Raw genomic sequence first — 24,526 nt, 5'->3', positions numbered from 1 at the left:
GGGAATTGCCGAAAGCGTCAATCCGCGACAAAGGGTCGTCGCACAACGTCGCGGGCTACCTGTTCAAGGGCCCCGGCATGCGCCAGAATCCGCCGCATCACTGGATTGGCACAATAAAAAGGGCGACGGCGCAATGAAATTGATCTTCCTGGCTTTGGCACTGATAGCGACCGGCGTACACGCGGCCGAAAAATCCGACATCAACCCTTGCGATGCGGTCGAAAACGATGTCCAGACCCTTGAATGCTCGGCCTACAGCCGATCCGCCGCTGAAGATCTGCTCGCTGAAAACTACCTCAGCCTCGGCGAACGCATGCAGTCGCTGTACGGCAACAACCCGGCGCAACTGAGCGACATCACCGCCAAACTGAAGACGGCCCAGCAACAATGGCTGAAAACCCGCGACGCCGATTGCGCCGTGGAAGCGTTCCCGGCGACCAGCGGCAGCAAGGCCTTCACGATTGCGCAAAATGACTGCGTAGCGCGGATGAGTGATGAGCGTTCGGAGTTTTTGGAGTTGATTGGGCAGGAGTAACACGGTGGAAACTCATTTGATCCCCCGCGAAGTGGTCAGTCGCATCGTCGATGGCGCGAATCTCTCAATCGGCGTTTGCCCAGCAAAAGAGCGTGGCGAAGCCGCGTAAGGCGCCTCACGAAAAATTGCCAAGGCTTTTGGTATCACAGCCAGTCAGCTTGAGCTGTAAGCTGCACCACATTTTGTGAAAGGGATGGACATGAAAATCTGCGGCATCGAAATCAAAGGCAGCGAAGCGATCATTGCCGTGGCGTCCCTCGACGGTCAGGTGCTGAACCATCTGCCACTGGCGACCAAGAAAATTGCCCTCGACGATGACGACGAGGCGGCCAATGTCAAAGTCTTTGCCGCGCATATAGCGTCGTTCGTTCGGGAGAATTCCATCGACCGGATTGCGATCAAGAAGCGCAGCAAGAAAGGCGAGTTTGCCGGCGGACCGACCACGTTCAAGATCGAGGGCATTTTTCAGTTGCTGGAAAGCTGCGAGGTGACGCTGTGGTCACCGCAGACGATCAATGCGCAGGCGAAGAAGCATGATTTCGAGCTGCCCGGGACGCTGAACAAGTATCAGCATGAAGCGTATAAAGCGGCCTGTTCGGCGCTGGTGAAGAAGTAGGCGCGACCGTAGATCAAAATGTGGGAGCGGGCTTGCTCGCGAATGCGGCGTTGCAAATGATGTATGTCTTTCCTGACACGCCGCCTTCGCGAGCAAGCCCGCTCCCACAGGTTTCTCGGGTGTTTTATGCTTTTGCAGTGCGCCGATCTTCCCGAGGACAGCGCGCAAACCGCGCCCGATAACTGCGGGTGAAATACGACGGCGATTCAAATCCGCAGGCAATACTCACTTCCAGCACGCTCATGTCCGTCTGTCGAAGTAGCTGCCGCGCCTTATCCAATCGCAGGCGCAGGTAGAAATTGCTCGGCGTATCGTTCAGATGCAGGCGAAACAAGCGCTCCAGCTGCCGGCGCGTGACCCTGATCGATTCCGCCAGCGCCAGCGTACTCAGCGGCGGCTCGCTGTGCTGCTCCATCTCGCCGATGACGTGCACCAGTTTTTTGTTGCGAATGCCATAACGCGTAGCCACTTCCATGCGTTGATGGTCCTTGCGCGGGCGGATGCGGCCGAGTACGAATTGTTCGCTCACCTGGATCGCCAGTTCCGGGCCATGTGCCTGGGCGATGAGGTCCAGCATCAGGTCGATGGAGGCAGTGCCGCCAGCGGATGTAATGCGCTGGCGATCGATCTCGAACAGCTCCTGGGTCACGCTGAGCTGTGGATAGGATTCACTGAACGCGTCGATGGCTTCCCAGTGCAACGTCAGCCGATAGCCATCGAGCAGGCCCGCTTCGGCGAGGACAAAACTGCCCGTGTCGATAGCGCCCAGTGTCACGCCTTCACTGTCGAGTCGGCGTAGCCAATGCTGCAATGCCGGGGTGGCGAACTTCAGAGGTTCGAAACCTGCGATCACCAGCAGCGTTGCGCCTTTCTTCAAGGGTTCCAGCGCCGCATCAGCGTTCACCGACATGCCGTTGCTCGCCAACACCGCGGCGCCATCGGCACTCAGCACATGCCAACGATACAGCTCGCCGCGAAAGCGATTGGCGACCCGCAGCGGTTCGATGGCCGAGATGAAACCGATGGCCGAAAAACCCGGCATCAACAAGAAGTAAAAATCCTGAGGCATTAGACGCGCTCGAATGGCAGGTAACGAGAGACAGGTAACGTGGAGACGTTGATACGCCGGTTACCAACGGCATTCAAGAGCACAGGTCGCTACAGTGCAAGTGCTGGTCGCCGTAGTGCGCTTGTGCGGGGGCCAAGCTGCGTAACTTGGCATCACCGGCGCACAGACGCCCGGACCCACAATAACGTCTGCCGAGGAAACCGACATGAAACAACTGATCAGCAGCTGTGTTCTTGCACTCAGCGGTACCGCTTTCTTCAGCGCCAGCGTCATGGCGGCCGAACCCGAATCGTGCAAGAACGTGCGCATGGGCGTGGTCAACTGGACCGACGTGATCGCCACCAGCGCCATGACCCAGGTGCTGCTCGACGGCCTCGGCTACAACACCAAACAAACCAGCGCCTCCCAGCAAATCATCTTCGCCGGGATCCGCGATCAGCGCCTGGACCTGTTCCTCGGTTACTGGAACCCGCTGATGACCCAGACCATCACACCATTTGTCGAAGCCAAGCAGGTCAAAGTTCTCGACGCGCCGAGCCTGAAAGACGCGCGCGCCACCCTCGCGGTACCGACTTACCTCGCCGACAAGGGTCTGAAAACCTTCGCCGACATCGCCAAATTCGAGAAGGAACTGGGCGGCAAGATTTACGGCATCGAACCCGGCTCGGGGGCCAACACGCAGATCAAGGCGATGATCGCCAAAAACCAGTTTGGCCTCGGCAAGTTCCAGTTGGTCGAGTCCAGCGAGGCCGGCATGCTCTCGGCGGTGGATCGCGCCGTGCGGCGTAAAGAAGCGGTGGTGTTCTTCGGCTGGGCGCCGCACCCGATGAACGTCAATGTGCAGCTGACTTACCTCACCGGCAGCGAAGACGCGCTGGGCCCGAACGAAGGCATGGCCACGGTCTGGACGGTCACCTCGCCAAACTACGCGCAGCAGTGCCCGAACATTGGCCGCTTGCTGAGCAACCTGACCTACACCGCTGAAGACGAGAGCCGGATGATGCAGCCGCTGCTGGATCACAAGGATGCCCTCGAGTCCGCCAAACAATGGCTGAAAGATCATCCTCAAGACAAGCAACGCTGGCTTGAAGGCGTGACCACTTTCGACGGAAAACCGGCTGCCGACAACCTGAAACTCACCACCAAATAATCCCAAATTGAACCAGCGAAACGCAGCCCGCCCGGGCTGCGAACGGGATCAACACGCCCGCCATTCCATAAAGAACAGGAACCCGCCTCATGAATCACGACGTCATCATCACCTGCGCACTGACCGGTGCTGGCGACACGACCGCCAAAAGCCCACACGTGCCGGTCACCCCGAAACAAATCGCCGCCGCCGCCGTGGAAGCCGCCAAAGCTGGCGCCACCGTGGTCCACTGCCACGTACGCAACCCTGAAACCGGCAAGTTCAGCCGCGACGTCGCGCTGTACCGCGAAGTGATGGAGCGCATCCGCGAGGCCGACGTCGACATCATTGTCAACCTCACCGCCGGCATGGGCGGCGACCTGGAAATCGGCGCCGGGGAGAACCCAATGGAGTTTGGCCCGAACACTGATCTGGTCGGCCCGTTGACTCGCCTGGCGCACGTCGAAGAACTGTTGCCGGAAATTTGTACGCTCGATTGCGGCACCCTGAATTTCGGCGATGGCGACACCATTTATGTGTCCACCCCGGCGCAGCTGCGGGCCGGGGCCAAACGCATTCAAGAGTTGGGTGTCAAGGCCGAGCTGGAAATTTTCGACACCGGCCATCTGTGGTTCGCCAAGCAGATGATCAAGGAAGGTCTGCTCGACGACCCGCTGTTTCAGCTGTGCCTGGGCATCCCGTGGGGCGCACCGGCTGACACCACCACCATGAAAGCCATGGTCGACAACCTGCCGGCCAATGCGGTCTGGGCCGGGTTTGGCATCGGCCGCATGCAGATGCCGATGGCGGCGCAAGCGGTGCTGCTGGGCGGCAACGTGCGGGTCGGGCTGGAAGACAACATCTGGCTGGACAAGGGCGTACTGGCGACCAACGGCCAATTGGTCGAACGCGCATCGCAAATCCTCAGTCGCCTCGGCGCGCGGGTTCTGACCCCGGCGGAAGGCCGGATCAAAATGGGCCTGACCCAGCGCGGTTGAGCCGAACCACACATTACCTGTGGAAGGGAGCATGTGTGGCGAGGGGCTTGCCCCCCGTTGGGTCGCGAAGCGGCCCCAAAACCTGTAACCGCAGTGTGTCAGCCACACCGCATGCAATGTTTTTGCGACTGCTGCGCAGCCGAACGGGGGCAAGCCCCCTCGCCACAGAAGCCCGCTCCCACACTGGATCACCGAATTCTTTTAGGACGTCGCCATGAGCTTTATCACTGATATCAAAACCTTCGCTGCCTTGGGCAGCGGTGTCATCGGCAGCGGCTGGGTGTCCCGCGCCCTCGCTCACGGCCTCGACGTAGTGGCTTGGGACCCTGCGCCCGGCGCCGAAGCAGCCCTGCGCAAACGCGTGGCCAATGCTTGGGGCGCGCTGGAGAAGCAAGGCCTGGCACCGGGCGCTTCACAGGACCGTTTACGCGTTGTCGCTACCATCGAAGAATGCGTTCGCGATGCCGATTTCATTCAGGAAAGTGCCCCCGAGCGTCTGGATCTGAAACTGGAACTGCACAGCAAAATCAGCGCGGCGGCGAAGCCGAATGCGCTGATCGGCTCCAGCACGTCGGGGTTGCTGCCGAGCGAGTTTTACGAGAGCTCGACGCACCCGGAACGCTGCGTGGTCGGGCATCCGTTCAACCCGGTTTACCTGTTGCCGCTGGTGGAAGTCGTGGGTGGCAAAAACACTGCGCCGGAAGCGGTGCAAGCGGCGATGAAAGTTTATGAAGCGCTGGGCATGCGCCCGCTGCATGTACGCAAGGAAGTGCCCGGTTTCATCGCTGACCGTCTGCTCGAAGCGCTGTGGCGCGAAGCATTGCATCTGGTTAACGACGGAGTGGCGACGACTGGCGAAATCGACGACGCGATCCGTTTTGGCGCAGGCCTGCGCTGGTCGTTCATGGGCACATTTCTTACCTACACACTGGCGGGTGGCGATGCCGGCATGCGTCACTTCATGGCGCAATTCGGCCCGGCGTTAAAGTTGCCGTGGACCTATCTGCCGGCGCCGGAATTGACCGACAAGTTGATTGACGATGTGGTGGACGGAACAAGCGACCAGCTGGGAACGCACAGCATTTCGGCGCTTGAGCGTTATCGGGACGATTGCCTGCTGGCGGTGCTGGAAGCGGTCAAGACCACCAAGGAAAAGCACGGAATGGCTTTTGCTGACTGACCATCACCGTGTTCCGTAGGAGCCGGCTTGCTGGCGATTGAATCAACGCGGTTTCACAGGAAAACCGCATTGCCCGTCGCCGGCGAGCCGGCACCTGCAGATCCTCGTTACTTCAGGAGTTGATCGCATGCCTGCTCTTACGACCTACCAAAGCAGAATCATCCCCGATTGGGTCGACTACAACGGCCACCTGCGCGACGCGTTTTACCTGCTGATTTTCAGCTACGCCACCGATGCGCTGATGGACCGGCTAGGCTTGGATAGCAACAACCGCGAAGCCAGCGGCCATTCGTTGTTTACCCTTGAGCTGCACCTCAATTACCTGCATGAAGTGAAGCTCGACGCTGACGTTGAAGTGCGCACCCAGATCATCGCTCACGACAGCAAACGCTTACACCTCTATCACAGTCTGCATCTGGCCGGTAACGACAAAGAGCTGGCGGGCAACGAACAAATGCTGCTGCACGTCGACCTCGTCGGTCCTCGCTCCGCGCCGTTCAGCGAAGAAACGCTAGGCAAGCTGCAAGCCATCGTTGCGCAACAAACCGACCTGCCCACCCCGGACTACATTGGCCGAGTGATCGCGCTACCCCGCAAAAAATAACAAGGAGATCGCCATGAACACCGTCGCTTTTGCCGACTTCCGTACCTATCCGTTGATCAGCGCGCTGAGTGGCGTGCAGGCCTTGGCGGATCGCGTTCTGGCGACATGGGCTGATGGCCGTGTCAGCCCTTTTCATCATCAATGGCTGCGGGACAATTGCCCGTGCCCGCAATGCGTCTACACAGTGACCCGTGAGCAGGTGCTGGAAATCGTCGACGTTGCGCAAGACCTGGTGCCTGCAGAGACGAGCGTCGACTCTCAGGGCTGTCTGCGCGTCCAGTGGCAGGACGGTCATCTCAGCCGCTTCGATCCGGGCTGGTTGCGGGCCCACGCCTATGACGACCAATCCCGCGCCGAACGCCGGGCCGGCAAGCCAAAATCCAGGCTGTGGAAAAGTGACTTGTCGCTGCCGGTGTTCGATTATCAAGCGCTGATGAATGACAACGATGCCTTGTTGCAATGGCTGTTGGCGGTGCGCGATATCGGCCTGACACAAGTGCGTGGCGTGCCCACCGAACCCGGTTCGCTGAAGCTGATCGCAGAGCGTATTTCCTTCATCCGCGAGAGCAATTTCGGTGTGTTGTTCAACGTGCAGTCCAAGGCCGATGCCGACAGCAACGCCTACACCGCTTTCAACCTGCCATTGCACAGCGACCTGCCCACTCGGGAGTTGCAACCGGGACTGCAATTTTTACATTGCCTGGTCAATGACGCCGACGGTGGCGAGAGCATCTTCGTCGACGGTTTTGCCATCGCCGAAGCACTGCGCGAGGAAGATACCGAGTCATTCAAAGCCCTGTGTGAAATCCCCGTGGAGTTTCGCAACAAGGACCGTCACAGCGACTATCGCTGTCTCGCGCCGATCATCGCTTTGGATGCCATGGGGCAGATTTCCGAAATACGCATGGCGAACTTTTTGCGCGGACCGTTCGATGCATCCGCGGAGGAAATGCCCCGGCTGTATCGCGCTTATCGGCGCTTCATTGCGATGACTCGCGAGGCGCAGTTTCGGGTGCTGACGCGGCTCAATCCGGGGGAGATGTGGTGTTTTGATAACCGCCGCACGCTTCACGCGCGCAATGCCTTCGACCCCGCCAGCGGCGCCAGGCATTTCCAGGGATGCTATGTGGATCGGGATGAGTTGTTGTCGCGGATTTTGGTGTTGCAGCGTTAGACCGAGTCGTCGTTCATCGCCGGCAAGCCGATATCGCTCTCAGTGGTTTGACGTCGAGCACTGATCAACTGCTCGCGATGGCGTCAGTTCAAGCAACACAAACCCTCCTGATTCACAGACAAAAAAAACCCCGATCAAGCCGTGACAGGATCGGAGCTGAGGAGGGTACTGTTGAGGAGCCGTTGCGCGAGGGTGACCAAACCTTCGTGAAGCCAGCTGAATCCAGTTTGCCCACTCTGCCCTCTCGAAAGTTAGCCGAAAACGACCTGTTCATAGGTATTGCGGCCATTGCGACAAATCGTCCTTGCCGCCACCCCGCACCCCTACGAGAATCGAGCCACGACACCGTTCCCTGAAGAAGGATTGCGTCATGATGTACGCCGATTTGATTGACCAGGAAGACCTGCTGGGCCAGCTGAAGTCATTGGGTTTTCAAGTGCCGAACGGCGCCACGGCCGAGCAGGCTTGCGAGTGCGCAGTGCGAGGCTTGAACGATGAACGGGCGATGACGTTGCGCACGATGGTCAAGCAGATGTACACCAGCAGCGCGACCATCCTGCCGGCCGTGCGCCAGGCCATCGACAGGCAATTGTTGCCAGCGTTGGCGACCTATCAGCAGAGCCGTAGCGCCTGACCTATGGCGAGGGGGCTTGTCGGATCGCCGCATCGCCCCATTAGGCGGCGCGGCAGTCGTAAATTCTTGGGGCCGCTGCGCGACCCAACGGGGGCAAGCCCCCTCGCCACAAGGTTTAAAGCCTCACGCTAGCGAACGTCGACTCGTTGCGCGCCTGACTCAACGCCGACAAGGGCCCGGACAGCGGCGACAGCACCAACGCTTGCGGCAACGGCATCATCGCCACCTGTTGCGTGGTGTTGGAACCTACGCGCTCGTCACGCGGCGGAATGCCGAAGTATTCGCGGTAGCACTTGGAGAAGTGCGGCGTGGACACGAAGCCACATACCGACGCCACTTCGATGATCGACATCGGCGTTTGCTTGAGTAACTGCCGGGCACGGATCAGGCGCAGCTTGAGGTAGTAACGCGACGGCGAGCAGTGCAGGTACTTCTGGAACAATCGCTCGAGTTGCCGACGGGACACGGCGACGTACACCGCCAGTTCGTCGAGGTCGATCGGCTCTTCGAGGTTGGCCTCCATCAGCGCGACAATCTCCTGCAGCTTCGGCTGATTGGTCCCGAGCATGTGCTTGAGCGGCACGCGCTGGTGATCCTGCTCGTTGCGGATGCGTTCGTAGACAAACATCTCCGAGATTGCGGCGGACAGTTCACGCCCGTGATCGCGGCTGATCAGGTGCAGCATCATGTCCAGCGGCGCAGTGCCGCCGGAGCTGGTGAAACGGTTGCGGTCAAGGGTGAACAGGCGCGTGCTCATGGCCACGCGCGGAAATGCTTCCTGCATCGAGGCCAGGCATTCCCAGTGCACACTGCAATCGAAGCCGTCGAGTAGACCGGCGCAGGCCAAGGCCCAACTGCCGGTGCAGACCGCACCCAGACGCTTGGACTGACGCGCCTGGCTTTGCAGCCACGAAACGTGTTCGCGAGTGACGGTGCGCTGAATGCCTATGCCACCGCAAACGATGATGGTGTCCAGAGAAGGGGCTTTGTGCATGGAGGCGTCGGGAGTTATCTGCAGTCCATCACTGGCCCAGACCTGCCCACCGTCGACGGTGAGCGTGGTCCAGCGATACAGCTCGCGACCGGACAATTGGTTGGCCATGCGCAGCGGTTCCACTGCAGAGGCCAGAGAAATCAGCGTGAAATTGTCCAGCAGCAAAAAGCCGATGGATTGAGGCGCACGGTTCTGGGGTTGGGCCCCGGAGTTGGACGTCGTCATCGCGGTATCTCCTCACACGAAAGCGGGTGATGGCCTCAGGCGGAGGCTCTTGTTATTGCCATCGTTCTCGCGTGAGAGACGGGCTTTGTTATGACAGAGCAATTGCCATGCCTAAAATTGAATGCGTGTTCAATAACTCCTGAAAACGACCTGTGAATGTGTCTGGATATGACGCCAGTGAAAAGTGCAATTCAAGTGCCATCAGAGACTGCAGCGGGTGTGTTTCATGGGCGGTGAGCAGATCGGTAGCACTTGTGGGAACAGGCCCGCGAGGGGTTGGCTGAGAGTGTCACCACAAGCACGGGTGACAGACGGTCGGGGGCTCTACCTGCTTCAATTCGCAGAAGCGCGCTTGTCTGTAAGCGACGCGCTAAAAGGTGGCGGATTTTACATTCAGTGGTCAATTAACGCGCAGTTCTGACTGATTACGCTGTGGCAATGAAATTCGTGGCAATGAAGTTCCTGTAGCAATGGGCCCCCCCCTTTTGGCAATGAGGTTCCTGTGGCAGCGAGACCCCTGTAGCAATGGGGCCCCCTTTTGGCAATGAGGTTTCTGGGGCAATGAGGCTACTGTGAAAAGGAGGTTCCTGTGGCGAGGGGGCTTGCCCCCGTTGGGTCGCGCAGCGGCCCTGAATACTTATGACCGCTGCGCGACCCAACGGGGGCCCCATCACCACAGGTAAATCAATCAACACTCCACCGCACTCACCGCCAACCCGCCCCGGGACGTCTCTTTATATTTGTCATGCATATCCGCCCCGGTATCGCGCATGGTGCGGATCACCCGGTCCAGCGAAATAAAGTGCTGCCCATCGCCACGCAACGCCATTTGCGCTGCATTGATCGCCTTCACCGCAGCAATCGCATTGCGCTCGATGCATGGCACCTGCACCAGCCCGCCGACCGGATCGCAAGTCAAGCCAAGGTTGTGCTCCAGACCAATTTCCGCCGCGTTGCACAACTGCTCTGGCGTAGCGCCAAGAATCTCTGCCAAGCCTGCCGCCGCCATGGCGCAAGCAGAGCCGACCTCGCCCTGACAGCCGACTTCCGCACCGGAAATCGACGCGTTCTTCTTGCACAGAATCCCTACCGCCGCAGCGCTGAGAAAGTAGTCAACGACATTGGCCTCGGTCACCACCTCGCTGAACTTCATGAAGTAATGCAACACCGCCGGGATGATCCCCGCCGCGCCATTGGTCGGCGCGGTGACCATACGCCCGCCCGCAGCATTTTCTTCATTGACGGCCAACGCAAACAAATTGACCCATTCCATCGCACTGAGTGTCGAGCCGATCACATTGGGCTTGCCCAGCTCCTGCAAGCTGCGATGCAGTTTTGCCGCGCGACGCCGCACATTCAGGCCGCCCGGCAGGATGCCTTCGTGCTTGAGGCCTTGCTCGACGCAATCCTGCATGGCGCGCCAGAGCGTCATCAGGCCTACGCGGATTTCTTCCTCGCTGCGCCAGACCTTTTCGTTCGCCATCATGAGCTCGGCGACGCGCAGATTGTGTTGCTTGCACAGGCTCAGCAGTTCAACCGCGCTGGAGAAATCGTAAGGCAGCACCGTGCGATCGAGGTCCACCACACCACTCGACGCCTGCGCTTCATCGACCACGAAGCCGCCGCCGATGGAATAGTAGGTATCGCGATGCAGTTCGCCCGCATCGCCTTCGGCCACCAGGGTCATGGCATTCGGATGGAAAGGCAGGTTTTCATCGATCAGGCGCATGTCCCGCGCCCACGTAAATGGAATCGCGAAGCGGCCGTCGAGCAACAGCGTGTCGGTTTCCCGCAGGGTGGCGATGCGAATGCCGATTTGCGACGGATCGATCGCATCCGGCCATTCACCCATCAACCCCATGATCACCGCGTTGTCGCTGCCGTGACCGATGCCGGTGGCGGACAGCGAACCAAACAGCTGAACTTCGACGCGCCGTACCTGCTCCAAAAGACCCTGCTCACGTAAACCTTGCACGAACAGCGCTGCAGCGCGCATCGGCCCCACGGTATGTGAGCTGGAAGGGCCGATGCCGATTTTGAACAAGTCGAAAACGCTGATAGCCATGACTGCAAAACTCCAGGATGTGCCAACTCCAGGCGCAAAAGCGCCCGGTGACGGAGCTGCTACGCTCAAGCTGCAATCCGTCGGAATGGCCGCATCATCGGGCTTTTACCGGCTCGTCCGGCGTCTGACACCGACGCGATCATGCCCACAAACGCCGCACGCGGTCAGCGCGCCGCTTTCGCCGTTTTCTGGTGATCAAGCACGCTGATCAGGGCTGAAAAAAGCTGTAAACGACGTCACCGACACTGGATGCGACCATCCCTGTACTGGTTACGACGCTCCCTGTAGGCGTCAGATTTTCACTGGTACATGATCGTATCGACTCGATTGCAAGGCGCCGTGGTAGAGATGTCTTCAAAACGCCATCCAACCGCAACCTATAAGTGCGGTGGTCCAGTCGGAACACTGCCAAAAAAAACACCAAGGAGTCCATCCATGAAAGGTTCCCCGTCGTTGTTGTTGGCCGCCATGCTAAGTCTGCCGGCTCTGGCGCAAGCTGCAGAGCCGGCCCAATGCAGCACTGTAAATTTCTCCGATGTTGGCTGGACTGACATTACCGTCACTACCGCCACCACCAGCGTCGTTCTCGATGCCCTCGGCTACAAAACCAAAACCACGATGATTTCCGTGCCGGTCACTTACAAATCCCTGGCAGACGGCAAGAACATGGACGTGTTCCTCGGTAACTGGATGCCGACCATGGAGAACGACATCAAGGCCTACCGCGATGCTGGCACGGTGGAAACCGTGCGCGCCAACCTGGAAAACGCCAAATACACACTCGCCGTTCCGGAAGAGTTGTATAACAAGGGGCTCAAGGATTTCGCCGATATCGCCAAGTTCAAGAAGGAACTCGACGGCAAGATCTACGGCATCGAACCGGGCAACGACGGCAATCGCCTGATCCAGAGCATGATCGACAAGAACGCCTTCGGCCTCAAGGAAGCCGGGTTCAAGGTGGTCGAGTCCAGCGAGGCCGGTATGCTCTCGCAAGTCGATCGCGCCCAGCGCCGCAACACTGCTGTGGTGTTCCTGGGCTGGGAACCGCACCCGATGAACACACGCTTCAAGATGAAATACCTGACTGGCGGCGACGACTTCTTCGGCCCCAACTTCGGTCAGGCCACCATCTTCACCAACACCCGCAAGGGCTATGCGCAGGAATGCAGCAACGTCGGACAGTTGCTGAAAAACCTGGTGTTCACCCTCGACATGGAAAGCACGCTGATGGGCAACGTTCTGGACGACAAGATAAAGCCCGACGCGGCCGCCAGGGCGTGGCTGAAAAACAATCCACAGGTGCTTGATACCTGGCTCGCTGGCGTGACCACCATTGACGGTAAACCAGGCCTGGAGGCCGTGAAAGCCAAGCTCGCTCAGCCTTGATTTCAGGAGCATCGCTTACGCCGGGCGACTTCGGTCGTCCGGGCTGTTATTTCCTTGCATGCGGACGTTCACTACCATGCTGATTGATCAGAAAATCCCTTTAGGCCAGTACATTGCGGGCTTCGTTGAATGGTTGACGGACAACGGCGCCGACACGTTCGACGCCATCGCCATGTCACTGGAAACGATGATCCACGGCGTGACGTTTGCGCTGACCTGGTTCAACCCGCTGGCATTGATCGGCCTCATTGCACTCCTGGCTCATTTCATACAACGAAAGTGGGGCCTGACTGTTTTTGTCATCGCTTCCTTTCTGCTGATCCTCAATCTGGGGTATTGGCAGGAAACCATGGAAACCCTCGCCCAGGTGCTGTTCGCCACCTTTGTATGCGTGTTGATCGGCGTGCCGCTTGGCATCATCGCCGCGCACAAACCGATGTTCTATACCGTGATGCGGCCGGTGCTCGATCTGATGCAGACCGTACCGACGTTCGTCTACCTCATTCCTACCCTGACCCTGTTCGGGCTGGGCGTAGTCCCGGGTCTGATCTCGACGGTGGTGTTCGCGATTGCTGCGCCGATCCGCCTGACCTACCTGGGCATTCGCGATGTTCCTCAGGAACTGATGGACGCCGGCAAAGCCTTCGGCTGCTCGCGCCGTCAACTGCTCTCACGGATCGAATTGCCCCACGCCATGCCAAGCATCGCGGCCGGGATCACCCAGTGCATCATGCTGTCGCTGTCGATGGTGGTGATTGCTGCACTGGTGGGCGCCGACGGCCTGGGCAAACCCGTGGTCAACGCACTGAACACTGCTGATATCGCCCTCGGCTTCGAAGCCGGCCTGGCGATCGTACTGCTGGCGATCATGCTCGACCGTATCTGCAAACAACCCGACGCAAAAGTAGGGGGTGACGCATGAGCATTATTCGCTTCGAAGACGTCGACGTAATCTTCACCAAGGATCCGCGCGAAGCACTGAAACTGCTCGATCAAGGCATGACCCGCAACGAGATCCTGAAAAAGACCGGCCAGATTGTCGGCGTTGAAAAAGCCAGCCTGGATGTCGAGAAAGGTGAGATCTGCGTGCTGATGGGCCTGTCCGGCTCCGGTAAGTCCAGCTTGCTGCGCTGCATCAACGGGCTCAACACCGTCAGCCGTGGCAAGTTGTTCGTCGAGCACGAGGGTCGGCAGATCGACATCGCTTCCTGCACGCCGGCCGAGCTGAAAATGATGCGCACCAAACGTATCGCCATGGTGTTCCAGAAGTTCGCCTTGATGCCGTGGCTGACAGTGCGCGAGAACATCAGTTTCGGCCTGGAAATGCAGGGGCGCCCGGAAAAGGAGCGCAAGAAACTGGTCGACGAAAAACTCGAACTGGTGGGTCTGACCCAGTGGCGCAACAAGAAACCCGATGAGCTTTCCGGCGGTATGCAACAACGTGTTGGCCTGGCCCGTGCGCTGGCGATGGACGCTGACATTTTGCTGATGGACGAACCGTTCTCGGCGCTTGACCCGCTGATCCGCCAAGGCTTGCAGGACGAACTGCTGGAATTGCAACGCAAGCTGAGCAAAACCATCGTCTTCGTCAGCCACGACCTCGATGAGGCGCTGAAACTCGGCAGCCGTATCGCGATCATGAAAGACGGACGGATCATCCAGTACAGCAAACCTGAAGAAATCGTCCTGAACCCGGCCGACGATTATGTTCGCACGTTCGTCGCCCACACCAATCCGCTGAACGTACTGTGCGGTCGCAGCCTGATGCGCACGCTGGACAACTGCAAACGCATCAACGGTTCGGTGTGCCTCGATCCGGGTGGTGATTCCTGGCTGGACCTGGCCGAAGGCAACACCATAAAAGGCGCTCGCCAGAACGGTGAAAGCCTGGATTTGCAGAACTGGATTCCAGGGCAGGCGGTGGAAGGTCTGGGACGTCGGCCGACACTGGTGGATTCAAATATCGGCATGCGCGATGCGCTGCAGATTCGCTATCAAACGGGCAACAAACTGGTGCTGCACGACAACCACAAAGTGGTCGGGATTCTCGGCGACAGCGAGCTGTATCACGCCTTGCTGGGCAAGAACCTGGGCTAACCCGTCACACACAAAAACGCCGCGAAAGGATCGCGGCGTTTTTGTTGGTGCGCGTGTACGAGTGGCAACACGGACCATCGAGAAGAGGTGATTTCTGTGGCGAGGGGGCTTGCCCCCGTTGGGCTGCGAAGCAGTCCCAGAACCATTCACCGTAATCTTGCTGAAACAACGCGTTATCTGGTTTGGGGGCCGCTTCGCAGCCCAACGGGGGCAACCCCCCTCGCCACATCCCCCCCCCCTCGCCACAATGGACCTGTGGCGCATTTACAACTCAGCTATAAACCCGGCCAAGGAGCTGGCGATGGCTTTCAAACTGATCGAGCACATCCCGGGTGATCTGCTCCTGAGTGAAGCCCATCAAGTCGTAATCCTGGCTGCCGTTGTGCAGGTAAACCTCGGCGCGGTAGTAACGGGCGCGGGTTTCATTGGCACTTTGCGCCGACGCCGTGTCACTCGCCGCTGCCAGATAGCCATCCAGGCTCACCTCATACACAAACGGATTACCCTCCTCCATCTCGATCCGTACACCCATGCAGCGCTTTGCCTTGCCCAGCAACGTTTGTACATCCAGACCTAGTCCGCGCAATTGCACAGCCGCATCTTCAAGCGCCGGGCTGACGTGTTTGTCCATGAAACGCTGAACGACCGACTGGCTCGGCTGCAGGTCCAATTGCGTCAGGCGCTCGCTGAAGCCGCGACGACCACGGGCGGCGAGTTCGGCTTGCTCCTGTTCAACCTGCACATCCTGGCGCATGGCCTTATGCAGGCCGAACATGAAGCACACCAGCACCACCGAGAACGGCAGGCCGGCCAGCACCACCATGGTCTGCATGGCTTCGAAGTTACCGGCGAACAGCAGGCCGATGGTCACCAGCGTGATCACCACCGACCAGAAGATACGCAGCCAGTGCGGCGCATCTTCATCGACGTTACCGCCCTTGCACGAAAGGTTGGCCATCATCACCGCGCCGGAATCCGCCGGGGTGAGAAACAGCACGAAACCAACGAAAATCGACACCCCGATCACTACTTTCGATGCCGGGTAATGTTCGAGCAACTGATAGATCGCCATCGACGGCTGTTCCAGCGCCGTCTTCCCGAGCTCCACAGCGCCATGGTTCATCACCAGGTCCAGGGCCGAGTTGCCGAAAATCGACAGCCACGCCAGAGTAAAGCCCAGCGGAATCAGCAGCACACCGGCGACCAGTTCGCGCACGGTGCGACCACGGGAAATACGCGCGATGAACATGCCCACGAATGGTGCCCAGGAAATCCACCAGGCCCAGTAGAACAGCGTCCATAAACCCATCCAGCGCTCGGTTTTCTGAGCGTCGCCTTCATACGCATAAAGGTCGAAAGTCTTCAGCACGATGCCGTTCAGGTAATCGCCAACGTTCTGCACAAATCCGTTAAGCAGGTGCAATGTCGGTCCGAACAGCAGGACGAAAATCAGCAGACCGCTGAACAGCACGATGTTCAGGTTGGACAGCCGGCGAATGCCGTTTTCCACGCCGGACACGGCAGCGATGGTCGCTACAGTGCTCATCACAATGATCACAATGAGCAGGTTGGTATTGCTGTGTTGCATGCCGAACAGGTTTTCCAGCCCGGAGGACACTTGCAGCGAACCGATGCCCAGATTCGTTACCAGCCCCAGCAGCGTCACGAACATGCCAAAGCCGTCCACGGCATGGCCAGCCGCGCCCTTGACCCAACGCTCGCCTACCAATGGATACAACGCCGAACGCAGCGCCAGCGGCTGATTATGCCGATAAGCGAAATACGCCACCGCCAAACCCACCAACGCATAGATCGCCCAACCGTGCAGGCCCCAGTGCAGGAATGTCAGCTGCACAGCGTGACGCGCAGCGGTGCCGCTGGCGGCAACGCCTTCGGGTGGATTGAAATAATGATCAAGCGGCTCGGAAGCGCCGAAATACAGCAGCGAAATGCCGATGCCCGACGAGAACAACATGCCCGCCCATGCGCCGTAGCTGAAGTCCGGGGTATCGTCCTTGCTGCCCAGTTTGAGTTTGCCGTATGACGAAAACGCCAGGCCGACTACAAACACCAGATAGGCGGCAATCACCACCATGTAATACCAGCCGAAGCTGCGCGACAGCCAGGCCTGGGCCGTTGCGAGCAGACGGCCAGCCTCTTGCGGGGCGATGATCAGAATGGCGGTCAAGAGCAGAATCAGCGCGGTGGAAGTGCAAAACACCCAACCGTTGACCTTCACCTTCTCGGGCGGGGTCTTTATAAGAGAGGCAGAACTCATGGCACAGCGGCTCCGGCAGTACGAGAGAAGAACGCAAGGCAACGCGTTGACCCGAGCCATCGATTGGTTGGCAGCCGACGGACGGGTGATATAAAGACAGCCCGGAAATGGCCGAAACCGCGAAAGCCTGTGGCAGACAGGTTTCGAGCCGTTCGGGGAGTCGGTTTGCGCCATTTACATGTAGGAAAAATCTGTAAGCAGCGACGATTTGTCGCAGAGCTTATTCTTTGTTGATTGAACGTTCAATCAAAACAAATTAGACTGGCCCTCAATCCGATAGACGTGCGTCGTCTGCCGGAAGGCCTAAGGAGATGTGCAAGATGCCCAAGGTCGGTATGCAACCCATCCGCCGTCAGCAATTGATCGAAGCCACGATGCAGGCGGTTGATCAAGTCGGCATGGGGGACGCCAGCATTGCACTGATCGCTCGTTTGGCCGGCGTCTCGAACGGCATCATCAGTCATTACTTTCAGGACAAGAACGGCCTGATCGCTGCCACGGCGCAGCACCTGATGAGTGTCCTCAGCGAGAACGTCACCGGGCGTCGTCAAGCGCTGACAGATGACAGCCCGCGGGCGCATCTTCAGGTGATTATCGAAGGCAACTTCGACGCCAGCCAGGTCAATGGCCCGGCAATGAAAACCTGGCTGGCCTTTTGGGCCACCAGCATGCACCACCCGTCATTGCACAGGTTGCAGCGGATCAACGATCACCGCCTGTATTCCAACCTGTGCTGCCAGTTCCGCCGTGTATTGCCGCTCGATGATGCGCGCAGTGCAGCCCGCGGTCTGGCCGCGTTGATTGACGGTTTGTGGTTGCGCGGAGCGCTGTCGGGAGATGCTTTCGACACTGCCCAGGCGCTCCGGATCGCTTACGAATACATGGATTTCCAATTGGCCAAGCAGGTGAGTTAGAGCACACATAAACGCTCAGCCCCTGAACCGCCACTGATCAGCGATGCCACAGCTATATGGCAACGTCCAGTGGTTAACGCCAACCACACATGCACTTGCGAGGACACTATGGCCCGTTTCGAACTGCAAAAACTCTACATCGATGGTGGCTACTCTGACGCCAGCAGCGACGCCACTTTCGAAGCCATCAACCCGGCTACCGGTGAAGTCCTCGCAAACGTTCAGCGTGCGACCAAGGACGACGTTGAACGCGCTGTGGTCAGCGCCGAAAAGGGCCAGAAAATCTGGGCTGCGATGACCGCCATGGAGCGTTCGCGCATCCTGCGTCGTGCCGTCGACATCCTGCGTGAGCGCAACGATGAACTGGCTGCCCTGGAAACCCTGGACACCGGCAAATCCTTCTCCGAAACCAAATACGTCGACATCGTCACTGGCGCCGACGTGCTGGAGTACTACGCAGGCCTGGTGCCGGCCATCGAAGGCGAGCAGATCCCACTGCGCGATACGTCGTTCGTCTACACCCGTCGCGAGCCGCTGGGCGTGGTCGCCGGAATTGGCGCATGGAATTACCCGATCCAGATCGCCCTGTGGAAATCCGCACCGGCCCTGGCCGCTGGCAACGCAATGATCTTCAAGCCAAGCGAAGTCACTTCCCTGACCACGCTGAAACTGGCCGAGATCTACACCGAGGCGGGCGTGCCGGCTGGCGTGTTCAACGTATTGACCGGCAGTGGCCGTGAAGTCGGCACCTGGCTGACAGAGCACCCACGCATCGAGAAAATCTCCTTCACCGGCGGCACCGACACCGGCAAGAAGGTCATGGCCAGCGCCTCGGCTTCCTCGCTCAAAGACGTGACCATGGAACTGGGCGGCAAGTCCCCGCTGATCATTTTCGACGACGCCGACCTCGATCGCGCCGCCGACACTGCAATGATGGCCAACTTCTACAGCTCCGGTCAGGTCTGCACCAACGGCACTCGCGTATTTGTCCCGAGCCACCTGCAGGCCGCCTTCGAAGCGAAGATCGCCGAGCGTGTTGCGCGCATCCGCATCGGTAACCCGGAAGACGAAAACACCAACTTCGGCCCACTGGTCAGCTTCGCCCACATGGAAAGCGTGCTGGGCTACATCGCCAAGGGTAAAGAAGAAGGCGCACGCGTCCTGTGTGGCGGCGATCGCCTGACCGACGGCGAGTTCGCCAAAGGCGCATTCGTGGCACCGACGGTGTTCACCGATTGCACCGACGAAATGACCATCGTGCGCGAAGAAATTTTCGGCCCGGTGATGGCGATTCTGACCTACGAAACCGAAGAAGAAGTCATCCGTCGTGCCAACGACACCGACTTCGGCCTGGCCGCCGGCATCGTCACCAAGGACCTGAACCGCGCTCACCGCGTGATTCATCAACTGGAAGCCGGTATCTGCTGGATCAACGCCTGGGGCGAGTCCGACGCGAAAATGCCGGTCGGCGGCTACAAGCAGTCGGGTGTTGGCCGTGAGAACGGCATTAGCTCGCTGAACAACTTCACACGCATCAAATCGGTACAGGTCGAACTGGGCGATTACGCCTCGGTGTTCTAAGCCCCGGCTGAATTTCCTGTAGCAGCTGCCGAGGCACGAGGCTGCGTTGCGCGTCCGCAGGACCGCCCTCGGGGGTCGCTGCGCAACCCAACGCAGCCTCGTCCCTCGGCAGCTGCTACAGGCGACCTGACCAACTTCAAAGAGGGTGCATTTTATGTCCCAAGAATTCGATTACATCATCATCGGTGCCGGCTCGGCCGGTAACACCCTGGCGACCCGTCTTACTGAAGACGAAGGCGTCACCGTCCTGCTGCTCGAAGCAGGCGGCCCGGACTACCGTCTGGACTTCCGCACGCAAATGCCGGCCGCCCTGGCGTTCCCGCTGCAAGGCCGTCGCTACAACTGGGCCTACGAAACTGATCCAGAGCCACACATGGACGGTCGCCGGATGGAATGCGGTCGCGGCAAGGGCCTCGGCGGTTCGTCGCTGATCAACGGCATGTGCTACATCCGCGGCAACGCCATGGACTACGACAACTGGGCCAAACTGCCGGGTCTGGAAGACTGGGATTACCTCAACTGCCTGCCGTATTTCCGCAAGGCCGAAACCCGCGACATCGGCCCGAACGATTACCACGGTGGCGATGGCCCGGTCAGCGTGACTACGCCGAAAGCCGGCAACAACCCGCTGTTCCACGCGATGGTTGAAGCAGGCGTGCAAGCCGGTTACCCGCGTACCGAGGACCTTAACGGCTATCAGCAGGAAGGTTTCGGTCCAATGGACCGTACCGTCACACCGAACGGCCGTCGCGCCAGCACCGCTCGCGGTTACCTGGACGTCGCCAAGAAGCGCTCGACCCTGACCATCGTCACCCACGCCCTGACTGACAAGATTCTGTTCGAAGGCAAGCGTGCGGTCGGCGTGCGGTATCTGATTGGTGCGGCAGAAGAACGCGTCGAAGCGCGCGCCCGCAAGGAAGTGTTGCTGTGCTCCGGCGCCATCGCTTCGCCGCAGATTCTGCAACGCTCCGGCGTTGGCCCGGCCGAGCTGCTGAACAAGCTCGACATTCCGGTGGTCCATGACCTGCCAGGCGTCGGCGAAAACCTGCAGGATCACCTTGAGTTGTACCTGCAATACGCCTGCACCCAACCGGTCTCGCTGTACCCTTCGTTGCTCTGGTACAACCAGCCGGCCATTGGTGCCGAGTGGCTGTTCAACGGCACCGGTATCGGCGCGAGCAATCAGTTCGAAGCCGGCGGTTTCATCCGCAGCAGTACCGATTTCGAATGGCCGAACATCCAGTATCACTTCCTGCCGGTAGCGATTAACTACAACGGCAGCAACGGCGTAAAAGAGCACGGTTTCCAGGCACACATGGGCTCCATGCGTTCACCAAGCCGTGGTCGCGTTCAGGCCAAATCGAAGGATCCGCGCGAGTACCCGAGCATCCTCTTTAACTACATGGCCTCCGAGCAGGACTGGCAGGAATTCCGCGATGGCATCCGCCTGACCCGGGAAATCATGCAGCAGCCTGCGCTGGACCCGTACCGTGGCCGTGAAATCAGCCCGGGCATCGACGTGCAAACGGACGAGCAGCTCGACACGTTCATTCGCGAACACGCCGAAACCGCGTTCCACCCGTCCTGCTCGTGCAAGATGGGCACCGACGACATGGCCGTGGTCGATGGCGAAGGTCGCGTGCACGGCATGCAAGGCCTGCGTGTGGTCGATGCCTCGATCATGCCGATCATTACCACCGGCAACCTGAACGCGCCGACGATCATGATCGCTGAGAAAATCGCCGACAAGATCCGTGGCCGTCAACCGTTGCCACGCAGCACCGCCGATTACTACGTGGCCGGCGATGCACCGGTGCGTGGCAAGCCGATGCGGGATGTAACACCGGCCTAAGCCTGCCCTTGTATCAGCTGGCGCAGCCTGCGTTCGAGCGCGAAGCGGTCACAAAACCTGAACCCCCGATTCCGTAGTGGAATAGAGGAGCATGGAATTGCGGCCGCTTCGCTCGAACGCAGGCTTCGCCAGCTGCTACAAACTCCCATACCGATCCAGACTTGATACTCCCCCCGCCCAGGCCTAATCTAGCGCCACGCAAACGTTTCACCCCCTCGCGACACCGCAGCATCGCCACTCCATACCAGGGAGGTTCCCCCGAATGTTCGATTTCCACCCCCAGCTCAAGCAGCGGTTTGCTGCGTTGCGCACGGGCGCTGAATTCTTTTCGCTGCGTTATGTTCGCGAGTCCGGTCAGCATCTTTCAGTGCGCAAGAACGTTGCCGAACCGCCGAGCCTGAGCCGCGATGAAGGGGCGATGCTGACCGTGCGCGTGAATGGCGTTGAGGCCTATGCCGCGACCAACGACCTGTCGCAATCCGGCCTGCAAGCCGCGCTGGAAAAAGCCGAGCAACAGGCTCGTGCACTCAAACCGCACGCCCTGCTCGATCTGCGAGAGCAAGCCGTTTCCAGCGAACGCGCCGACTATTTTTCGCCAAACCTTGAACAGCCTTTTCCGTCCCTGAGTGACTGCTATCAATTGCTCGGCGCCGAGTCCTCCTCCGTGCCGAAGGATGAGCGGCTGGTGAACTGGCAAGTGAGCATCGGCATCACCCACGTCGAGCAGATCTACCTCAACAGCGCGGGCGCCGAATTGCGCCAGGCCCAGCGCTTCGTCTACCCCGGTCTGGATGTCACGGCCTACGACGGCCAAGACAGTCAGACGCGCAGCCTCGGCCGGGAAAACTTTGGTCAACAAGGCAGCGCCGATGTCATCAGCCGCTGCGGCCTGATCGGCGCCGGCCCGACCGTGGCAGATCAGGCACTGCAGTTGCTGCTGGCCCCCAATACCCCGCAAGGCCAGCGCGACCTGTTGTTGATGCCTGACCAGATGATGCTGCAGATCCACGAATCGATCGGCCACCCGCTGGAACTGGACCGCATTCTGGGCGATGAGCGCAATTATGCCGGCACCAGTTTCGTCAAAGCTGAAGACTTCGGCCGCCTGCAATACGGGTCGGAGTTGCTCAACGTGACGTTCGACCCGGACATTCCCGAGCAGCTGGCGAGCTACAGCCATGACGACGACGGCACGGCAGCCAGCAGGCAATTCCTGATCAAGCAAGGTTTACTGCTGCGCCCCTTGGGCGGTGCGTTGTCGCAATTTCGCACGGGCATGGACGGCGTCGCCAACAGCCGCGCGTGTGGCTGGAACCGGCCGCCGATCGATCGCATGGCCAACCTCAATATCGAGCCCGGCGATCAACCCCTGGAGCAACTGATCGGCAACATCGAGCACGGAATTTTGATGAGCACCAACCGCTCGTGGTCGATCGACGATGCGCGCAATAAATTCCAGTTCGGCTGCGAATGGGGGCAGTTGATCGAAAACGGCGAGCTTAAAGGCGTGGTGAAAAATCCGAACTACCGGGCGATTTCCGCGCACTTCTGGAAAAGTCTCATCGCGGTCGGCGACGCCAGCACCTTCAAGGTTCTGGGCACGCCGAACTGTGGCAAGGGCGAGCCCAACCAGGTGATCCGCGTGGGCCATGCGTCGCCGGCCTGCGTGTTCAGCCATGTGGATGTGTTTGGAGGAGATGCCTGATGAGTGTATTGAAAAGTCAGGTCGAATCGTTCAATGCGCTGGTCAACTGGTTGCGGGACGCGATCCGCGAGCCCGAGCAATTCACCCTCAGCTACGCCGCCGAAGCATCGGCCTTCGTCCGTTTCAACCACGCCAAGGTGCGTCAGGCGGGGCAGGTTCAGCAAGCGAGCGTCGGCTTCAAATTGATCAACGACGGACGTCACGCCGACCTCGACGTCACGCTGTCGGGTGATGCGGAAGTCGACGTGCAACGGTTGGCCGAAGGGCTGCAACAACTGCGCGAAACCTTGCCACTGTTGCCGGCAGATCCTTACCTGCTGCTCAATCACAACGGCTGGCAGAGCAAGAACGTGCAGGATGTTCCGCTGCCCGATACAGAAAAGGTAGTCGCCGAAATCGCTCAGGCCGCAAAAGGTCTGGACCTGGTCGGGTTCTACGCTGCAGGGCCGATCAGCCGTGGGTTCGCCAGTTCCTCGGGCGCGTTCGGCTGGCATCAAGCGAATAGTTTCAATTTCGACTTCAGCCTGTTTCATGAAAACGGTCAGGCAGTGAAAGCCAGTTACGCCGGGCATGACTGGAGCAGCGAAGGTTTTGCCAAACGCTTTGAGCTGGCCCGCGAACAGCTCGAATTCCTTGGCCGGCCGTTGCGTACATTGGCGCCGGGGCAGTACCGCGCGTACCTGGCGCCGGCGGCAATGGAAGAAATCATGGGCATGCTCAGCTGGGGCGGATTCTCGGCGCAGTCGATTGCCAGCAAGAGCAGCGCTTTACAGAAGCTCTACGCGGGTGAAATCGCGTTCAGCCCTTTGCTCTCGCTGGATGAGAAAGTCAGCGATTCTTTGAGCCCTGCATTTTCCGGGGAGGGCTATCCGCGCAGTGATCTCGGATTAATCGTCAATGGTCAGGCCGGCGCGCAGATGGTCAGTTCACGCAGTGCGGCTGAATATGGCCTGACCGCTAACGGTGCCGGCGCGGGTGAGATGCCGAGCGCCTTGAACATGACGGCGGGAACGCTGGCCGATGCAGAGATTCTCAAACAATTGGGAACCGGGCTGTACATCAGCAATCTGTGGTATCTGAACTACTCCGATCAACCTGCCGCGCGCATGACCGGCATGACCCGCTTCGCGACGTTCTGGGTCGAGAACGGGCAGATTCAGGCACCGGTCAGCACGATGCGTTTTGATGACAGTGCGTTCAGTTTGCTGGGTTCTCAGCTGGAGGCGTTGACCGAACAGCGCGAATTGTTGCTGTCGGCCAGCACCTACAGCCAGCGGGCGACGGCGTCGGCGCTGTTGCCGGGTGCGTTGATCAGCAAGCTGACGCTGACGCTGTAGACACCTGTAGCAGCTGGCGAAGCCTGCGTCCGAGGACGCAGTCCTCGCCAAAACGACAAGCTTCTTCTGCAGGCACTCGTTCGCTGAACTCGCGAGGACTGCGCCCTCGGACGCAGGCTTCGCCAGCTGCTACAGGATTGTCGTCGCTCTGCA

At 59.5% G+C, this 24,526-nt stretch carries 20 protein-coding genes and 1 pseudogene; 17 read left to right on the top strand and 4 right to left on the bottom strand.

Annotated elements, in window-relative coordinates; translation table 11 throughout:
• Nucleotides 1-133: 133 nt before the first annotated feature.
• From F8N12_RS04010 to F8N12_RS04000, 3 genes and pseudogenes are all read left to right on the top strand, one after another.
• The gene (locus tag F8N12_RS04010) at nt 134-535 is read left to right on the top strand and encodes a lysozyme inhibitor LprI family protein (RefSeq protein WP_150579379.1); all 402 of its coding nucleotides are present in this window, start codon (nt 134-136) and stop codon (nt 533-535) included.
• Between the two features lie 4 nt (nt 536-539).
• A pseudogene (locus F8N12_RS28095) lies at nt 540-704 on the top strand (transcriptional regulator); the annotation flags it as partial.
• A gap of 30 nt (nt 705-734) precedes the next feature.
• Nucleotides 735-1,151, top strand: coding sequence for a DUF3010 family protein (locus F8N12_RS04000; protein WP_150579281.1), 417 nt, complete (start codon nt 735-737; stop codon nt 1,149-1,151).
• A gap of 124 nt (nt 1,152-1,275) precedes the next feature.
• On the opposite strand, the gene F8N12_RS03995 is transcribed toward F8N12_RS04000, so the two are convergent.
• Nucleotides 1,276-2,220, bottom strand: a complete 945-nt coding sequence (locus F8N12_RS03995; protein WP_150579280.1) for a GlxA family transcriptional regulator — start codon at nt 2,218-2,220, stop codon at nt 1,276-1,278.
• A gap of 205 nt (nt 2,221-2,425) precedes the next feature.
• On the opposite strand from F8N12_RS03995, the gene F8N12_RS03990 reads away from it, so the two are divergent.
• The 6 genes from F8N12_RS03990 to F8N12_RS03960 all read left to right on the top strand — a co-directional run bounded on the left by F8N12_RS03990 (nt 2,426) and on the right by F8N12_RS03960 (nt 7,939).
• A complete protein-coding gene (locus F8N12_RS03990) occupies nt 2,426-3,370 on the top strand; it encodes a choline ABC transporter substrate-binding protein (protein WP_150579279.1) in 945 nt (314 codons plus the stop codon).
• An 89-nt stretch (nt 3,371-3,459) separates the two neighbouring features.
• Nucleotides 3,460-4,347 carry a 3-keto-5-aminohexanoate cleavage protein gene (locus F8N12_RS03985; protein WP_150579278.1) on the top strand — a complete coding sequence of 296 codons (888 nt, stop codon included), beginning with the start codon at nt 3,460-3,462 and terminating at the stop codon, nt 4,345-4,347.
• Nucleotides 4,348-4,561: 214 nt separating this feature from the next.
• Nucleotides 4,562-5,527 carry an L-carnitine dehydrogenase gene (locus F8N12_RS03980; RefSeq protein WP_150579277.1) on the top strand — a complete coding sequence of 322 codons (966 nt, stop codon included), beginning with the start codon at nt 4,562-4,564 and terminating at the stop codon, nt 5,525-5,527.
• 127 nt (nt 5,528-5,654) lie between these two features.
• A complete protein-coding gene (locus F8N12_RS03975; RefSeq protein ID WP_150579276.1) occupies nt 5,655-6,131 on the top strand; it encodes a thioesterase family protein in 477 nt (158 codons plus the stop codon).
• Nucleotides 6,132-6,144: 13 nt separating this feature from the next.
• A complete protein-coding gene (locus tag F8N12_RS03970) occupies nt 6,145-7,305 on the top strand; it encodes a gamma-butyrobetaine dioxygenase (protein WP_150579275.1) in 1,161 nt (386 codons plus the stop codon).
• A gap of 370 nt (nt 7,306-7,675) precedes the next feature.
• Entirely contained in the window at nt 7,676-7,939 is a 264-nt protein-coding gene (locus tag F8N12_RS03960) for a hypothetical protein (RefSeq protein WP_150579273.1), read from the top strand.
• Nucleotides 7,940-8,054: 115 nt separating this feature from the next.
• Here the strand turns inward: F8N12_RS03960 and F8N12_RS03955 are convergent, their stop codons facing one another.
• Together F8N12_RS03955 and F8N12_RS03950 are read right to left on the bottom strand one after the other, a co-directional pair.
• Nucleotides 8,055-9,158, bottom strand: coding sequence for a GlxA family transcriptional regulator (locus F8N12_RS03955; RefSeq protein ID WP_150579272.1), 1,104 nt, complete (start codon nt 9,156-9,158; stop codon nt 8,055-8,057).
• Between the two features lie 688 nt (nt 9,159-9,846).
• Nucleotides 9,847-11,223: an L-serine ammonia-lyase gene (locus tag F8N12_RS03950; protein ID WP_150579271.1), complete on the bottom strand. Its 1,377-nt coding sequence runs from the start codon at nt 11,221-11,223 to the stop codon at nt 9,847-9,849.
• A gap of 435 nt (nt 11,224-11,658) precedes the next feature.
• Between F8N12_RS03950 and F8N12_RS03945 the strand changes: the two genes are divergently transcribed.
• The 3 genes from F8N12_RS03945 to choV all read left to right on the top strand — a co-directional run bounded on the left by F8N12_RS03945 (nt 11,659) and on the right by choV (nt 14,706).
• Entirely contained in the window at nt 11,659-12,609 is a 951-nt protein-coding gene (locus tag F8N12_RS03945) for a choline ABC transporter substrate-binding protein (protein ID WP_150579270.1), read from the top strand.
• A 76-nt stretch (nt 12,610-12,685) separates the two neighbouring features.
• Complete coding sequence (gene choW / locus F8N12_RS03940) at nt 12,686-13,531, top strand: choline ABC transporter permease subunit (protein ID WP_150579269.1); 846 nt, start codon at nt 12,686-12,688, stop codon at nt 13,529-13,531.
• Complete coding sequence (choV, locus tag F8N12_RS03935) at nt 13,528-14,706, top strand: choline ABC transporter ATP-binding protein (protein WP_150579268.1); 1,179 nt, start codon at nt 13,528-13,530, stop codon at nt 14,704-14,706. Before choW ends, choV begins: the two co-directional genes overlap by 4 nt.
• A gap of 271 nt (nt 14,707-14,977) precedes the next feature.
• Here choV and F8N12_RS03930 read toward each other — a convergent pair whose 3' ends face one another.
• Nucleotides 14,978-16,927 carry a BCCT family transporter gene (locus F8N12_RS03930; RefSeq protein ID WP_224787664.1) on the bottom strand — a complete coding sequence of 650 codons (1,950 nt, stop codon included), beginning with the start codon at nt 16,925-16,927 and terminating at the stop codon, nt 14,978-14,980.
• Nucleotides 16,928-17,304: 377 nt separating this feature from the next.
• On the opposite strand from F8N12_RS03930, the gene betI reads away from it, so the two are divergent.
• The 5 genes from betI to F8N12_RS03905 all read left to right on the top strand — a co-directional run bounded on the left by betI (nt 17,305) and on the right by F8N12_RS03905 (nt 24,373).
• The gene (betI, locus tag F8N12_RS03925) at nt 17,305-17,898 is read left to right on the top strand and encodes a transcriptional regulator BetI (RefSeq protein ID WP_150579266.1); all 594 of its coding nucleotides are present in this window, start codon (nt 17,305-17,307) and stop codon (nt 17,896-17,898) included.
• A 108-nt stretch (nt 17,899-18,006) separates the two neighbouring features.
• Nucleotides 18,007-19,479, top strand: coding sequence for a betaine-aldehyde dehydrogenase (betB, locus tag F8N12_RS03920; protein ID WP_150579265.1), 1,473 nt, complete (start codon nt 18,007-18,009; stop codon nt 19,477-19,479).
• Nucleotides 19,480-19,633: 154 nt separating this feature from the next.
• The gene (gene betA / locus F8N12_RS03915) at nt 19,634-21,331 is read left to right on the top strand and encodes a choline dehydrogenase (protein ID WP_150579264.1); all 1,698 of its coding nucleotides are present in this window, start codon (nt 19,634-19,636) and stop codon (nt 21,329-21,331) included.
• Nucleotides 21,332-21,593: 262 nt separating this feature from the next.
• A complete protein-coding gene (locus F8N12_RS03910) occupies nt 21,594-23,036 on the top strand; it encodes a TldD/PmbA family protein (RefSeq protein ID WP_150579263.1) in 1,443 nt (480 codons plus the stop codon).
• Nucleotides 23,036-24,373: a TldD/PmbA family protein gene (locus F8N12_RS03905; RefSeq protein ID WP_150579262.1), complete on the top strand. Its 1,338-nt coding sequence runs from the start codon at nt 23,036-23,038 to the stop codon at nt 24,371-24,373. The genes F8N12_RS03910 and F8N12_RS03905 overlap by 1 nt, the downstream gene beginning before the upstream one ends.
• Nucleotides 24,374-24,526: the final 153 nt, after the last annotated feature.

The sequence above is a fragment of the Pseudomonas fluorescens genome, assembly GCF_902497625.1.
GTDB lineage: Bacteria > Pseudomonadota > Gammaproteobacteria > Pseudomonadales > Pseudomonadaceae > Aquipseudomonas > Aquipseudomonas fluorescens_BQ.
Note: the sequence above shows the minus strand (reverse complement) of the source record. Positions and strands in the feature narration are given on the sequence as shown.